General features: G+C 67.6%; 10 protein-coding genes and 25 tRNA genes. 32 read left to right on the forward strand and 3 right to left on the reverse strand.

All coding sequences use genetic code 11. The features are described 5' to 3' along the window. Positions 1 to 456 precede the first annotated feature (456 nt). Positions 457 to 585: a hypothetical protein gene (locus tag V6V89_RS11055; protein ID WP_334618953.1), complete on the reverse strand. Its 129-nt coding sequence runs from the start codon at positions 583 to 585 to the stop codon at positions 457 to 459. Between the two features lie 448 nt (positions 586 to 1,033). Here V6V89_RS11055 and V6V89_RS11060 point away from each other — a divergent pair. The 30 genes from V6V89_RS11060 (at position 1,034) to V6V89_RS11205 (ending at position 8,555) form a co-directional block, all read left to right on the forward strand. Next, a tRNA-Trp gene (locus V6V89_RS11060) sits at positions 1,034 to 1,107 on the forward strand. Positions 1,108 to 1,292: 185 nt separating this feature from the next. Next, positions 1,293 to 1,365: transfer RNA gene (locus V6V89_RS11065), tRNA-Ala, on the forward strand. 111 nt (positions 1,366 to 1,476) lie between these two features. After that, positions 1,477 to 1,550: transfer RNA gene (locus V6V89_RS11070), tRNA-Glu, on the forward strand. A gap of 11 nt (positions 1,551 to 1,561) precedes the next feature. After that, positions 1,562 to 1,634, forward strand: a tRNA-Gly gene (locus tag V6V89_RS11075). Positions 1,635 to 1,640: 6 nt separating this feature from the next. Further along, a tRNA-Gln gene (locus V6V89_RS11080) sits at positions 1,641 to 1,720 on the forward strand. A 1-nt stretch (position 1,721) separates the two neighbouring features. Continuing rightward, positions 1,722 to 1,794, forward strand: a tRNA-Leu gene (locus V6V89_RS11085). 42 nt (positions 1,795 to 1,836) lie between these two features. Further along, positions 1,837 to 1,912 (forward strand) — tRNA-Gly (locus V6V89_RS11090). Between the two features lie 37 nt (positions 1,913 to 1,949). After that, positions 1,950 to 2,390, forward strand: a complete 441-nt coding sequence (locus tag V6V89_RS11095; RefSeq protein WP_334618954.1) for an HNH endonuclease — start codon at positions 1,950 to 1,952, stop codon at positions 2,388 to 2,390. A 41-nt stretch (positions 2,391 to 2,431) separates the two neighbouring features. After that, positions 2,432 to 2,503: transfer RNA gene (locus V6V89_RS11100), tRNA-Gln, on the forward strand. 36 nt (positions 2,504 to 2,539) lie between these two features. Continuing rightward, positions 2,540 to 2,612 (forward strand) — tRNA-Thr (locus V6V89_RS11105). Positions 2,613 to 2,693: 81 nt separating this feature from the next. Further along, a tRNA-Ile gene (locus V6V89_RS11110) sits at positions 2,694 to 2,767 on the forward strand. A gap of 5 nt (positions 2,768 to 2,772) precedes the next feature. Beyond that, positions 2,773 to 2,844: transfer RNA gene (locus tag V6V89_RS11115), tRNA-Arg, on the forward strand. A 6-nt stretch (positions 2,845 to 2,850) separates the two neighbouring features. Further along, a tRNA-Pro gene (locus V6V89_RS11120) sits at positions 2,851 to 2,927 on the forward strand. A gap of 1 nt (position 2,928) precedes the next feature. Beyond that, positions 2,929 to 3,002 (forward strand) — tRNA-Pro (locus tag V6V89_RS11125). A gap of 92 nt (positions 3,003 to 3,094) precedes the next feature. Then, positions 3,095 to 3,168 (forward strand) — tRNA-Lys (locus V6V89_RS11130). Between the two features lie 4 nt (positions 3,169 to 3,172). Further along, positions 3,173 to 3,247, forward strand: a tRNA-Arg gene (locus V6V89_RS11135). A gap of 3 nt (positions 3,248 to 3,250) precedes the next feature. Then, positions 3,251 to 3,325 (forward strand) — tRNA-Arg (locus tag V6V89_RS11140). A gap of 76 nt (positions 3,326 to 3,401) precedes the next feature. Then, a tRNA-Met gene (locus tag V6V89_RS11145) sits at positions 3,402 to 3,473 on the forward strand. Between the two features lie 3 nt (positions 3,474 to 3,476). Further along, positions 3,477 to 3,550: transfer RNA gene (locus V6V89_RS11150), tRNA-Val, on the forward strand. Between the two features lie 5 nt (positions 3,551 to 3,555). Then, positions 3,556 to 3,629 (forward strand) — tRNA-Glu (locus tag V6V89_RS11155). A 1-nt stretch (position 3,630) separates the two neighbouring features. Further along, positions 3,631 to 3,701 (forward strand) — tRNA-Asn (locus V6V89_RS11160). Positions 3,702 to 3,706: 5 nt separating this feature from the next. Then, positions 3,707 to 3,790: transfer RNA gene (locus V6V89_RS11165), tRNA-Ser, on the forward strand. A gap of 6 nt (positions 3,791 to 3,796) precedes the next feature. Then, positions 3,797 to 3,871: transfer RNA gene (locus V6V89_RS11170), tRNA-Ile, on the forward strand. A 9-nt stretch (positions 3,872 to 3,880) separates the two neighbouring features. Then, positions 3,881 to 3,954: transfer RNA gene (locus V6V89_RS11175), tRNA-Val, on the forward strand. Positions 3,955 to 3,956: 2 nt separating this feature from the next. Beyond that, a tRNA-His gene (locus V6V89_RS11180) sits at positions 3,957 to 4,033 on the forward strand. A 77-nt stretch (positions 4,034 to 4,110) separates the two neighbouring features. Then, positions 4,111 to 4,182: transfer RNA gene (locus tag V6V89_RS11185), tRNA-Arg, on the forward strand. Positions 4,183 to 4,726: 544 nt separating this feature from the next. Further along, positions 4,727 to 6,367, forward strand: a complete 1,641-nt coding sequence (locus tag V6V89_RS11190; RefSeq protein ID WP_334618955.1) for a TROVE domain-containing protein — start codon at positions 4,727 to 4,729, stop codon at positions 6,365 to 6,367. A 141-nt stretch (positions 6,368 to 6,508) separates the two neighbouring features. Further along, positions 6,509 to 6,940, forward strand: coding sequence for a phosphatase domain-containing protein (locus tag V6V89_RS11195; protein WP_442935118.1), 432 nt, complete (start codon positions 6,509 to 6,511; stop codon positions 6,938 to 6,940). 12 nt (positions 6,941 to 6,952) lie between these two features. Then, positions 6,953 to 7,120, forward strand: a complete 168-nt coding sequence (locus V6V89_RS11200) for a hypothetical protein (RefSeq protein ID WP_334618957.1) — start codon at positions 6,953 to 6,955, stop codon at positions 7,118 to 7,120. Between the two features lie 184 nt (positions 7,121 to 7,304). Next, complete coding sequence (locus V6V89_RS11205; RefSeq protein WP_334618958.1) at positions 7,305 to 8,555, forward strand: cellulose binding domain-containing protein; 1,251 nt, start codon at positions 7,305 to 7,307, stop codon at positions 8,553 to 8,555. A 440-nt stretch (positions 8,556 to 8,995) separates the two neighbouring features. Here V6V89_RS11205 and V6V89_RS11210 read toward each other — a convergent pair whose 3' ends face one another. Further along, positions 8,996 to 9,637: a class I SAM-dependent methyltransferase gene (locus tag V6V89_RS11210; RefSeq protein WP_334618959.1), complete on the reverse strand. Its 642-nt coding sequence runs from the start codon at positions 9,635 to 9,637 to the stop codon at positions 8,996 to 8,998. Positions 9,638 to 9,957: 320 nt separating this feature from the next. Further along, on the reverse strand, positions 9,958 to 11,457 hold the full coding sequence (locus tag V6V89_RS11215; protein ID WP_334618960.1) for an MFS transporter: 1,500 nt from the start codon (positions 11,455 to 11,457) through the stop codon (positions 9,958 to 9,960). A 129-nt stretch (positions 11,458 to 11,586) separates the two neighbouring features. Between V6V89_RS11215 and V6V89_RS11220 the strand changes: the two genes are divergently transcribed. Both V6V89_RS11220 and V6V89_RS11225 read left to right on the forward strand, forming a co-directional pair. After that, complete coding sequence (locus V6V89_RS11220; protein ID WP_334618961.1) at positions 11,587 to 12,303, forward strand: TetR/AcrR family transcriptional regulator C-terminal domain-containing protein; 717 nt, start codon at positions 11,587 to 11,589, stop codon at positions 12,301 to 12,303. A gap of 9 nt (positions 12,304 to 12,312) precedes the next feature. After that, positions 12,313 to 13,155, forward strand: a complete 843-nt coding sequence (locus V6V89_RS11225; protein ID WP_334618962.1) for a siderophore-interacting protein — start codon at positions 12,313 to 12,315, stop codon at positions 13,153 to 13,155. Positions 13,156 to 13,185 lie beyond the last annotated feature (30 nt).

Here is a 13,185-nt window from a genome sequence, read left to right on the forward strand (position 1 = left end):
CGAGGGGCTCGTTGAGGGCATGACCGGCGTGCACCCGGACGCCCCCTTCGCTCTTTATCGACTCTGAAGTCCTTGGGGACCCGCGCCGGCCCGGCTCACAAGGTGTCGCGGCGACTATTTCGGCGGGTGCCCGGCCGCGCGCGCGTGAAGGAGCCGAACGTTGTCCTGCAACGCCGTCTGCGCGCGGAGGGTGTCGAGTTCGCTGCTCACCTCGCGGATGACCTGGGCGTAGGTGTTGACCCGTTCGGCCAGTTCGGTGTGTCTGCGCGGAGACGCCGGTTGGCGGCTTCGAGGTCGGAGATCTTGCCGCTGAGGTGCTGGAACGCTGGCGGGACGCCGTTGGTAGCTCGTCGCTGTTCTTCGAAGGCTTGGCGTAGGTCGGGGTGTTTGTGGGTGAGGACCCAGCGTTTGGCGCTGCACGTCGGCGACGTAGGCGTCGAGGTGGGTGAGGGTGACCTAGCTGAGACGGCGGATGCCGCGGTCGGTGAGCCACTCGGTAAACGCGCGCAGGTAACGGAAGATCGCCACGATGGTGCGGATCGCGGGCCGCGTGAGGTTGTCCCCGGCCGGGCGCAGATCCGCCACGCCGATGTTTCCACGACGTGGCGAGCGAGCTGATGCCGGGGACCGGCAGCAACGCCGGCGCGCGGCGACGCTGGCCGGGAGGTAGGGCGCGAACCGCTTGCGAAGGCTGTCTGTGTGCAACAGCGAACCTGACCGATTCGGGCCCGGGAAGAACCCGGCCGAAAAGCCCGTTGCATTGATTGGACGCGGCCATCTACCGTGGACACCAACAGATCAACCATCGCAGCAAGGGAGCCCGGACATGTTGTGGCACGCCACGTTCGAACCGCAGCGGTCACCGCTGTGCGGTTTCGCGGGCATGTCCTACACCGGGCGACCTATAGACATGACCGTCAACGAGAAGCCAAACCCGGGCCGGCGGCGAACGTAAACGCAGCACACACAGCGTCTACGCCGCCCACCCAGACCAGGGATCGGGCGGCTTTTCGTTGTAGCACAACAGGCTCATAGGGGTGTGGCGCAACAGGTAGTCGCGGCGGTCTCCAAAACCGTAGGTTGCAGGTTCGAATCCTGTCACCCCTGCTTTGCCCTGCGCATTTATGCGCGGAATGGCATTGATAGTTGAGAATTCCACAGTGGATGGCATAACGAAGCCTGGCTACCGTCGCGTAATGGCGGTAGCCGGGCGATCGGGAACGACCGGCACGGTGACCGGGCCTGGTTTGGGACCAGGAAGCAGCGCGTTCGACTCGCGCGTTCCCGACGTTGGGCTTGTGGCGCAGTCGGTAGCGCGCCGCCGTGGCACGGCGGAGGTCCCCGGTTCGAACCCGGGCAGGTCCACGCACATGGCCGTCAAGCTCAGGAGGTAGCAGCGTCCGGTTGAAGCCCGGAAGGTTCGCGGTTCGACGCCGCGGGCGGCCACGTTCGGCGCGGAGACGCGCCGGCAGCCATGGGCCGTTGGAGCAAGGTGGCAGCTCACTTGACTCTCGATCAAGAGGTTACGGGTTCGAGCCCCGTACGGCCTACGCAGCACGATGCGGTAGTAGCTCATCCGGTAGAGCGGCTGGCTTCCAACCAGCAGGCGCGGGGTTCGAGTCCCCGCTACCGCTCAACGTTCCGGGGTGCGGTGTTGGCAGCCGCGACGGGACTTTGGATCCCGGCACAGACGCAGGTTCGATTCCTGCACCCGGAGCCATGCCGAGGTAGCCCAAGGGGAGAGGCAGCCGGTTCAAACCCGGTACAGCGCGGGTTCGACCCCCGCTCTCGGCACGCACGCCGTCGTGGCGGTTCGATTCCGCACGTCGGCTCCCTGCGGTTGTAGCTCAGTAGGTAGAGCGCGACGTTGCCAACGTCGAGGTCGCCGGTTCGAATCCGGCCTGCCGCTCCATCCCACCGGCCATCACGACATGGAGGGGAGGTATCCGGTGGACGTCCTGGTCATCAACGCCGACTTCGGCCCGCTCCACCGGGTCAGTCTCCGTCACGCCGTGCGGATGCTGGTGCGGAGGGTTGCCGAGGTTCACGAAGCACAACCCGACCGGGTGATCGGTGTCTACCCGGTCCCCACGGTCGTCCGTCTGGTGCGGTACGTGGTCACCCGCTGGCGGTACGGCTCGGGCCCGCCCTGGTCGCGTCCCGGCGTCCTGATCCGCGACGACCGGGTGTGCGGCTACTGCGGCGGTCATGCCACAACCGTCGACCACATCCTGCCCCGCTCCCGCGGCGGCAGGAACACCTGGCTCAACACCATTGCGGCCTGTGGCGGCTGCAATCAGCGCAAGGGCGACCGCACACCGGCTGAGGCTGGGATGCGGTTGCTGTTCGAGGCGACCGCCCCGTCGTGGGCGGCGCTCGCAGCGCGCTGATGGTGCGGCCGGCGGCACTCTCTCGCCCGCCGGCCGCTCTTTGGGAGCTGATGTAACCGGCAGCATGGTTGCCTCTGAAGCAGCTCGTTCAGGTTCGAATCCTGGGCTCCCAGCGATATCGCGAGTACGGCTCTCGCTGCCGGCTCCATGCCAGCGCAGCACGACGGGTGGTGCACCGGATTCGTAACCCGGAGGTAGGGCGTTCGAGCCGCCCCGCTGGCTCTCATGGGTCCGTAGCTCATTTGGTAGAGCGCGGCTCTCGCAAACGGAGGCGCCCGGTTCGACTCCGGCACCCTCCGCCAGGTCGTCGTGGCCAAGCAGGTGAAGGCACTTCGCTGATAACGAAGAGATCGCTGGTTCGAGCCCAGCCGACGACACTCATGCCCACGTGGTCCAACGGACAAGACGCAGGTCTACGAAACCTGAGATCGGGGTTCGATTCCCTGCGTGGGCACTCAATCGGGACGTGGCGCAGCTTGGTAGCGCTCGCGGCTGGGGGCCGCGCGGTCGTCGGTTCGAATCCGGCCGTCCCGACCAACGGGTTGTGGCTCAGCTTGGTAGAGCACTGCGTTCGGGACGCAGGGGTCGTGGGTTCGAATCCCGCCAACCCGACTGTGGAAGGCAGCGCGGCGTGGGCCGCAGCCGGCCTCGAAAGCCGGAGCCCGGTGAAAGCCGGCGGGTTCGACTCCTGGGCCTTCCGCCACGGGTCGCGAGCATGACGGTAATGCTGCGGGCTCTTACCCCGTAGACCGAGGTTCGACTCCTCGGCGGCCCACCACCATGCGGCACGTGCGCTGGATGCGCTTGTCGGCCTCCTAAGCCGACTGTGCTGGGTTCGACTCCCAGGTGTCGCACCATCCCTCTCGGTAGCTCAACGACCAAGCGGCGGGCTTCTACCCCGCGGCATGCGCGTTGGAGTCGGGCCCGAGGGGCCACGCCGCCCGCGCCTGACCGGACGGGCTCCTGACTTTTACTCAGGATTGACGGGGTTCGAGTCCTCGGGGCGGCACTGCGGGTAGGAGCACCGGTCGTGCTCAACGGTCTCATAAGCCGAGTCAGGTGGGTTCGACTCCCACACCCGCTCCCGTTCCGGTAGCTCAGCCCGGCAGAGCACCGCCTCGACACGGCGGAGGTCCCTGGTTCGATCCCAGGTCGGAACACGCAACGCGCCTTCGGCTATGGGTAGGCCGCTGGGCTTTCACCCCGGCAAAGCGGGTTCGAGTCCCGCAGGCGCGACCATTTCGGCGTCGTTCAACGGCAGGACGCGGGGCTGTTAACTCCGTCATGGCAGTTCGAATCTGCCCGCCGAAGCACAAGGAGGAGCCGGCTGGCTACGGAAACGCCGCTGGAAACGGCGTACGGGCTCAGGCCCGTCGCGGGTTCGAATCCCGCTCCCTCCGCGTCATGCCCGCGTCGCCCAACAGGTCAGGGCAGCGCTCTTATACGGCGTACAGGTGTGGGTTCAAATCCCGCCGCGGGCACGCGGTGAGGCTCGTGTAGCTCAACTGGGAGAGCGCCGGTCCTACAAACCGGGGGTTTGCAGGTTCGAGTCCTGCCGCGAGCACGGTGGCTGTGGTGTACCGGTGGTGCACGCCAGATTGTGGCTCTGGAAGGCGCGGGTTCGACTCCCCGCAGCTACCCCAAGCAGGCGCTCACGCGGCGCGAGGCGCTGCCTGTAAAGCAGTAGCCCTGTGGGTTCGACTCCTGCCGCCTGCACCATGCCCTCGTAGCGCAGCGGAAGCGCGCAGCCCTCCGAAGGCCGAGGCCGCTGGTTCGAATCCAGCCGGGGGCGCTCATGACTTCGTGGAAGCTCCGGGTGGAGCTGGCCGCCTGCAAAGCGGTTCCTTCAAGGTATTCCCGTTCGACTCGGGGCGAGGTCTCGATTGCCATCCACTGTGGATCTCGCAGGCGGGCGCTGGCTGCCCAGCCGCTGCTCATAACGGCGGACAGCCCGGTTCGACACCGGGGCCTGCGACAAGGGAACCACGACAGCGTCCACAATGGTGTGTTGAACCGGTTCCTGACGCACCTCTCGGTGCGCTGGCTGCGGGTACTTCTGGTTGAGGAGCCCCTTTGGGGCTCGCGGGTTTCGACGCCCGTATCCCCGCCGCCAATTAGATCTCGGGAGGCGACAACTTCAGATGAGGGGTGCCCGGTGCGCAGGTGCGGAGTTCTTCGCCTTTCAAGCGGGTGGTTGCGGGTTCGAGTCCCGTCACCGGCCCTGGGGCCGGTGTAGCTCAAAGGTAGAGCACCTAACGATCGCCGCGCCGACTTGATCTCGGGCACCCCCTTCTGAATGAGTGGCGCTCCCGTCGCGGACGAAACGGAGCCCGTCCTTGTCGAAGTTCAACCGCGCCTCGGTCCGCGCCGCCACCGGCACGAGCCCCATCGTCAGCGACCCCACGCCGTCGGGCACCACCTACGAGGGGGCGCCGGGTCGCGCCCGTGACGCCAAGTCCGAACTGTTCCTGCTCGCTGTGACGAACATGGTCAGCGAGCACACCTTCTACGAGAGCGCCCACGCCCGCGACGGCCGCTACGAGCAGCTCGTGCGGCAGCTGGCCGTCGCCGACCCGGTGTGGACGGCCGATTTCCTGGCCTGGTTGCGTGGCGAGGCGAACATGCGCTCGGCCGCGCTCGTCGGTGCCGCCGAGTTTGTGCACGCCCGGCTCGCCGCGGGCGGCGACCAGCAGTTGCCCCGCGACCAGACCGCGGAGGGCACCAACAGTCACGCCTTTCATGGTTCGAACCGGCGGGTCATCGACTCGGTTCTGCTGCGCGCGGACGAGCCGGGCGAATTGCTCGCCTACTGGATGCGCCGGCACGGCCGGGCGATCCCAAAGCCGGTCAAGCGCGGCATCGCCGACGCGGTCGGCCGGCTGTACACGCAGCGGGCGTTGTTGAAGTACGACACTTCCTCGCACGGGTTCCGGTTCGCCGACGTCCTGGACCTGGCGCACGCGTCGCCAGCGGCCGACAAGCCGTGGCAGGGGGCGCTGTTCGCCCACGCGCTCGACCGGCGTCACAACCGGCCGCTGGCCCCCAACCCTGAGGCGCTGCCGATGGTGGCCTTGAACGCCACGCTGCGACGGCTTGAGGGACAGGACCTGCAGCGGCACCTGCTGGACCCAGACGTCCTGCGGCGCGCCGGCATGACCTGGGAGGACGTGCTGTCCCTGGCCGGACCGACGTTGAACAAGGCCCGGCTGTGGGAGGCGCTGATCCCATCCATGGGCTACATGGCACTGCTGCGGAACCTGCGCAACTTCGACGAGGCCGGCGTCTGCGACGAGGCGGCCGCCTCCGTCGCCGGGAAGCTCGCCGGCCCAGCCGAGGTGGCTCGGTCGCGGCAGCTGCCGATGCGGTTCCTGTCCGCCCACCGGGCGGCGCCGTCGCTGCGCTGGTCGTACCCGCTGGAGCAGGCCCTGGGCCACTGCTTGGCGAACATCCCCATCCTGGCGGGCCGCACGCTGGTGCTGATCGACACCTCCGGGTCGATGAGCTCCCGGTTCTCCAAGGACGGCACGCTCATGCGGTGGGACGCGGCCGTGCTGTTCGGCGTGGCTTTGGCACAGCGATGCACGAGCGCCGACGTGGTGTCGTTCTCCACAGACAGCTGCACCTTCCCGGTACGGCCGGGGGAGTCGCTGCTTCGGGCGCTGGACCGGTGGCGCGCCGACGGCTACTTCTACGGCGACGGCACCAACACCGCACGAGCGGTACGAGACCACTACGCCCGCCACGACCGGGTGGTCATCGTCACCGACGAGCAGGCCCACTTCGACCACCGCGGTGGCGTCGACGCATCGGTGCCGGCGACGGTGCCGATGTACACGTGGAATCTGGCCGGCTACCGGCGCGGCCACGTCCCGTCCGGCACGGGCAACCGGCACACCTTCGGTGGCCTCACCGACCAGGCATTCCGGATGATCCCGCTGATCGAGGCCGGCACAAACGCCACCTGGCCGTGGCTGTAACGCCGCAACCGCAGACGTTCCGACCCACCGTGGGGGGTCGGAACGTCGCCGCAAGCCCGCCGACGTACGTCGGCGAGCTCGAAAGGTTCCTGACCCAGGACAATGGCAAGCCGGCAAACGATCAAGGAGGGTCCTGTGACGATGCTGCCTCGCGCGGTTCTGTTCGACGTCGACGGGACGCTCGCCCTGCGCGGTGACGGACCCGGCGTACGGGCCTTCTACCACTGGCACCGGGTGGGCGAGGACCAGCCCAACCCGGCCATCGTCGAGCTAGCGCAGACAATCGCCGCCGCCGGCCGGCACCGCATCATCGTCATGTCCGCCCGCGACAGCGTATGCCGCCCAGAAACCGAGGAGTGGCTCGAAGATCACAATATTCCGTTCGACGACCTGCACATGCGCGCCCCACGGGACAACCGCAAGGACGCGATCGTCAAGCAAGAGCTGTACCGGCAGCACATCGAAGGCCGCTACGACGTCGCCTTCGTCGTGGACGACCGAAACCAGGTGGTCCGCATGTGGCGCGACGTGCTCGGCCTGACCGTTCTCCAATGCGCCGACGGCGACTTCTGAAGGGGGATACGCGTGCAGGTGCTGCTGTCCGGCATCGTCGGGTCGACGGCCTACGGGCTGGCCGGCCCGGACTCCGACGTGGCTCCTCAAGGTCCGACGGGCGTACTGGGACGTCGAGCCCGCGTCGTAGGTGGGTTTGATGAGGCCCACATCGCCGTGCTGCCGAGCGGTACAACCTGAGGCCGGACACTTCCATTGACGAGCGTCACTCTCACGCCTACTATCCAAGTTGATCGATTTAGCACGGATACTGCGTAGTGGAGCAGCCCTCGAAGGAGGAAAGTTGATCGGGAACCCAGGTCACCGACGTCGTCGGACGATACTGACACTGTCGGGCGCCGCAATTGCCGCCGCGGGCGTCGCGATGCTGATAACGACGGCGATACCGTCGGGCGCGGCGATGTCGAGCGACGCCCGCGCCGCAACCGCACCGGACACCGGCGTTGGGGCCCTTGCGGCCACCGCCGGATGCGGCAAGACACCAACGCTGACCAGCGGTACGCACTCGATACAGAGCAGCGGCAAGACCCGCAGCTTCATCCTGAGAATTCCAGACAACTACGACAACAGCCGCCCCTACCGGCTGGTCTTCGGGTTCCACTGGTTGAACGGCACCGCCAGCTCAGTCACGAGTCAGAACTACTACGGGCTCCTGCCCCTGTCGAACAACAGCACGATCTTCGTCGCGCCTCAGGGCCTCAACAATGGCTGGGCCAACTCCGGCGGTGAGGACGTGATCTTTACCGACGACATGATCAGAACGATCCAGGACGCTCTCTGTGTCGACACGACGCAGTTGTTCTCCTTGGGATTCAGCTACGGCGGCGGCATGAGCTATGCGCTGGCGTGTGCCCGAGCGAACATCTTCCGCGCGGTCGCGATCTACGCCGGCGGGGTGATCAGCGGCTGCAGCGGCGGTACCCAGCCCATCGCCTACCTTCAGGCGCACGGCCTCACCGACAACGTGCTCAGCATCTCCGGCGGCCGAACGATGCGTGACAGGTTCGTCAGGAACAACGGCTGCACCGCGGCGAGCCCGCCCGAACCAGCGCAGGGCAGCGGGACGCACACCGAATTCCACTACTCAGGCTGCTCGGCCGGGTATCCGGTCGCCTGGTACGCCTTTGACGGAGGCCACACCGCCACACCACGGGATGCGGGCTCCAACGTGGCCTGGCTCCCCCAAGAGACCTGGACGTTCTTCACTCAGTTCGCCACCCCGACTCCGGGCCCGACCACTCCGACGCCGGGCCCCACCACCCCGACGCCAGGCCCGACCACCCCGACGCCGACCACCGGCGCGTGCCGGGTCACCACCACCGTCAACGCGTGGAACACCGGCCTGACCGAGAGCATCACCATCACCAACACCGGCACCGCCACCATCAACGGCTGGTCTCTCGTCTTCACCCTGCCCAGCGGGCAGGCCATCACCTCGGGCTGGAACGCCAGCTACGCGCCGGCCACCGGACAGGTGACGGCAAGAAACGTCTCCTACAACGCCGCCATCGCACCCAGCGCATCAGTCGGCATTGGTTTCCAAGCCACCCACACCGGCAACACCGGCAAGCCAACCTCGTTCACCCTCAACGGCGCCACCTGCGCCACCGCCTGATCGACAGCGACGACCCGGGGTGGAGCCCGAACGGGCTCCGCCCCGGGGAAAACGACGGCGATCTGCCCCTGCTTCAAGGGTTGGAGCGACATGCCATGGCGACACCTGGCACCGCTCTACGTCATACCCACGTTGGCGTTCTCGTCGGGCCATACCTGAAGGAGCCATTCCTCAACGCCCTCATAGGCGGTCTCCATGGAGAGGCGTTCCATGGCCTCGCCTCGACCCTTGGTGTAAACCCGCACCCGTACGGGGCCGGGGCGTTCGAGGGTGACGGTGGTCTCGGGTTTGCCGGACAGTGACTCGATTCGTGTCTGCGCCGGGGGTGCCTTCCTCCAAGGGCGTGGGCCGGCTGCGAGGGTCTCGCAGCACGAACATGCGATGGTCGACCCACGGGCTTACCCGGAATCGCGCTGTAACGTCCATAGTGGACGCTGGTGCTAGTCGTCAGTCTTCCGGCGCAGCGTCAACAGGATGTTCTCTTTCCAGGGGCGCACCCATCCCGTCTCGCAGACGGTGAATTCGGGCAGCGCGTCGGCGAGCGTCTTCCGTAGTTGCGCATCGGTCATGAAGTCGACGTCCTTGTCGCCGGTGATGTACCGGTCGGCCCAGTAGCCGAGCCGGCCGGCGATGAGCCGGCCCCAGAGCCACTCCTTGACGACGATCCGGCCGCCCGGGGCGGTAAGCGCCGCGGCGCCGTTCAGCAGGTCGGATCGCATGTCGACCGGCACATGATGCAGCACGTCAGCGATCACGATGAGGTCGAACGGGTCGGGTGCCTCGGCTCGCAGGTCAGAACAGGTCATGGTGCGGAACTCCGCGCGGCCGGTGTCTCCGCGGAAGAGCCGGCCCGCGGTGGGCGCGGGATCGATGCCGAGGTAGTCGGCGTGATCGAAGGTCTGGATGAGGCGCTGGCCGAGCGCGCCGTCACCGCAGCCGACCTCCAGGATGCGCTTGGGCGTGCCGACGTGCGAGAGCTGCTTGACCAGCGCTTCTAGGTCGATGAAGAAGGAACGGTAGAGCTCTGCCGCCGGCTCCTCGAACCGCCCCAGTCGGTGCCGGATTGCCGTGCCGATGCCCATTCGAGGGACTCCTAGATGATCGCCGATCGAAATAGAAGAGCCACCCTATAGCAAATCTTGAATCAATGAATACCCATCGACGCCTATGCCTAGCGTTAGGAGTCGGTTACAGCAATAGACTTCCGTGTTGAGCAGGGAGAACGTGTTGGTTCAGAGCGTTTCGAGCCACTCGTGGATGGTGGCGACGTCGTCGCGAGTGAGGCCGTGTCGACGGTCCACTTTGTACAAAAGCGGACCATGCCTGCCATCTCCTGCCGGGGCTGCGCCCGGAACAGGCCGAAGGCCGGTACCCCACTGGGACCGGCCTTCAGAGCGAATGTTCAGGCGACGAGGTCGAGTTCCTTGGCTGGCGCTTCGACTGGCGCGGTCTTGCGGTCCCGCATGATCAGGCTGGCCAGGACCGCGGCGGCGAAGACGCCGATCGCGCTCAGCGTGAACGTGGTGGACATCGAGGCGGTGAAGGCGTCCCGAGCGGCCTGGATGAGGCCGGTGTCGCCCTGCGCCATTGCCAGCGCGTCGGCGATCGAGCGCTTGGCCGGCTCCGGTGCGTCGGCGGGCATCTCGCTGGCGAAGCCGCTGGAGAGCAGCGAGCCGAGGATGGCGATGCCGAGCGCGGTGCCGGCCTGCTGGATGGTGTCGTTCAGGGCGGAGCCGACGCCCGCCTTGTCGGCCGGGATGGTGGCCATCAGGGCGCTGACAGCGGCCGGCATTGCGGCGCCGGCACCGAAGCCGAGCAGGCCGAGGGCGATCGCCGGGACAGCGAAGCTGGTGTTCGCCGAGACGGTGGTCAGCAGTGCGAACGAGGCGGCCATGACCAGCATCCCGCCCAGCACCAGGGCGCGGCTGCCGAGCTTCGCGGCGAACTTGGCGCCCAGGCCGTTGCCGACCAGCGCGGCGACCGCCAGCGGTACGAAGGCCAGACCGGCCTTGACCGGCGAGTATCCGAGCACGAACTGCAGGTATTGGGTGAGCACCAGCAGCAGGCCGCCGTTGCCGATCTGCACGAGGGCGAGGGAGAGCGAGCCGCCACTGAAGTTGCGGTGCTTGAACAGGACCAGCGGCACCATCGGCGTGGAAGTGACGTTCTCCCAGATCACGAACCCGACGAGGGAGACCACGGCGATGGTCAGGGTGACGAGCGAGCGGCCCTCGAAGGCGCCGTGCTGCGGAATCTCGATGATCCACCAGACCAGGGCGGTAATGCCCACGGCGGAGAGCACCGCGCCCAGCGGATCCGCCTTCTGCCACGGGGCCTTCGACTCGGGCATGAGGGCGAAGCCGGCCAGGAGAGCGAGGCCGACGACCGGGACGTTGATCAGGAAGATCGCATGCCAGGAGAAGCGGTCGATCAGTACACCACCCAGCACCGGACTGCCGACCAGGCCGAGCATCGCCACGGAGCTCCACACCGCCATGGCCTTGTTGCGCTCGTCCTCCTGGAAGACCGTGATGAGGATCGACAGCGTCGACGGCATGATCAGCGCGCCACCCACGCCCATGGCGATCCGCACCGCGATCATCTCGCCGGGGTTCGTGGCGAAGGTCGCCGCCATTGACGCCGCTCCGAAGAGCAGCAGACCAATGATCATGACTTTTCGGCGTCCGAACCGGTCACCGAGGCTTCCGGAGGTGAGCAGGAGTCCGGCGAACACCAGGATGTACGAGTCGAGAATCCACTGGATGTCCTGGGTGCTCGCGCCGATGTCCGCGGTCATGTGCGGCACCGCGACGGTCAGCGCCATGCTGTCGACCACCAGAACGAGGCTGCTCAGGCAGAGCACGACGAGTATCCACCAGCGGTGCGGGTTGCGAGATTCCATGATCTTCCTCCAGGGCGCGTACACCGTTCCTTCGCTGCGAACACTGTACGCAGACGCGGGCGGCGTACGCAAGCCACGTTTTGTGTACGCTGGTGGCGAACGGCGTACGCGTTCCCGGAGGAGTGGTCCATGGCTGCCAAGACGAACCCGATCCCGTCTGTGTGGGCCCGCCAGCAGGCCGAACCCGATCAGCCCGCGCTCAGCCGGGCGGCGATCGTGCGCGAGGCGATCGTCATGCTCGACGCGGAGGGCGTGGAGGCGCTGAGCATGCGCAAGCTCGGCACCCGCCTGAACACGGCCGCCACCTCCCTGTACCGACATGTGGCAACCAAAGACGAGCTGATGGAGCTCGCGATGGACGAGATCTTCGGCGAGATGGCGGTGCCGGACGCCAGCGGTACCGGATGGCGCGTCGCCGCCACCGAGGCGTCGCGCTCCTTCCGCGCGACTGCCCTGCGCCATCCCTGGTTGGCCTCGGTCGTCGGCCAGGCGGGCCTCGCCTACCTAGGCCCCAACCTCATGTCCTTCACGGAGCGGCTCGCCGCTCTCTTCACGGCCGCCGGCTTCCCCGAGCCGAGCCGCGCCATCGACACGCTGATCTCGTACGTGATCGGCATGAGCACGACGGAGGCCGCCTGGCTCACCACCGTCGCGCGTTCCGGGCAGACGGAGGCCGAGTTCATCGCGCGGCTCATGCCCGCGGCCCAGCAGGCCGCGGCCGACTACGGCCACATCACGCAGATCGGCCCGCCCGTGGACCTGGATCCGGCGGAGATCCGGGAGGGCAAGTTCGAGTACGGGCTGGAGGTCGTCCTCGACGGTCTGGAGGCCCGGATCCCTCGCTAAGCTCGGATAATGTCGGAACGCCCTGGGCGGCGCGCGCCGCGCGTCATCACCGCCCACGTCCAGTCTGTCGAGCGGATCACTCCGCACATGGTGCGCGTCGTGCTCGGCGGTCCCGGGCTGGCGGAATTCCGCGCCGGGGAGTTCACGGACCACTACGTCAAGCTGCTGTTCCCGCCCAGCGGAGTGACGTATCCCGAGCCGTTCGACATCGAGCGGATCCGCGCCAAACTGCCGCGCGACCAGTGGCCGAGCATGCGCACCTACACCGTGCGCCGCTGGCACGAGGAGCGCCGCGAACTCACCCTCGACGTCGTGTACCACGGCGAGGAGGGGCTCGCCGGTCCGTGGGCGGCCCGGGTCCAGATCGGTGACCAGGTTCATTTCTCCGGACCCGGCGGCGCCTACGCGCCCAGCCCGGACGCCGACTGGCACCTGATGGCCGGCGACGAGAGCGCGCTGCCCGCGATCGCGGCGTCCCTGGAACGGCTGGCTCCGGCCGCGCGCGCCCACGTCTTCATCGAGGTGAGCGGTCCCGAGGAGGAGCAGAAGCTCGAGACCGCGGGCGATGCCGCGGTTACCTGGCTGCACCGGGGCGACGCCCCGGTCGGCGCGGCGCTCGTGCGGGCGGTGTCGGCGTTCGAGTTTCCGCCCGGCGCCGTGCACGCGTTCGTGCACGGCGAGGCCGGCTTCGTGAAGGAACTGCGCCGGTTGCTCTTCGTCGAGCGCGGCGTCGCGCGCCAGGGACAATCACTTTCCGGGTACTGGCGGGCCGGTCACGACGAAGACGGATGGCAGGCCACGAAGCGCGAGTGGAACGCCCGCGTCGAGCGGGAACAGGACGGAATCGCGTAACCGTGCAACGGCGGGGCACTCTCACCGACA

Source organism: Micromonospora sp. CPCC 206061, from assembly GCF_036906915.1.
GTDB lineage: Bacteria > Actinomycetota > Actinomycetes > Mycobacteriales > Micromonosporaceae > Phytohabitans.

Coding starts and splice junctions, on each gene's coding strand:
- V6V89_RS11195 (WP_442935118.1), top strand. CDS start 6,509: ATGCTGCCTCGCGCGGTTCTGTTCGACGTCGACGGGACGCTCGCCCTG.
- V6V89_RS11220 (WP_334618961.1), top strand. CDS start 11,587: ATGGCTGCCAAGACGAACCCGATCCCGTCTGTGTGGGCCCGCCAGCAG.
- V6V89_RS11215 (WP_334618960.1), bottom strand. CDS start 11,457: ATGGAATCTCGCAACCCGCACCGCTGGTGGATACTCGTCGTGCTCTGC.
- V6V89_RS11210 (WP_334618959.1), bottom strand. CDS start 9,637: ATGGGCATCGGCACGGCAATCCGGCACCGACTGGGGCGGTTCGAGGAG.
- V6V89_RS11225 (WP_334618962.1), top strand. CDS start 12,313: ATGTCGGAACGCCCTGGGCGGCGCGCGCCGCGCGTCATCACCGCCCAC.
- V6V89_RS11205 (WP_334618958.1), top strand. CDS start 7,305: ATGCTGATAACGACGGCGATACCGTCGGGCGCGGCGATGTCGAGCGAC.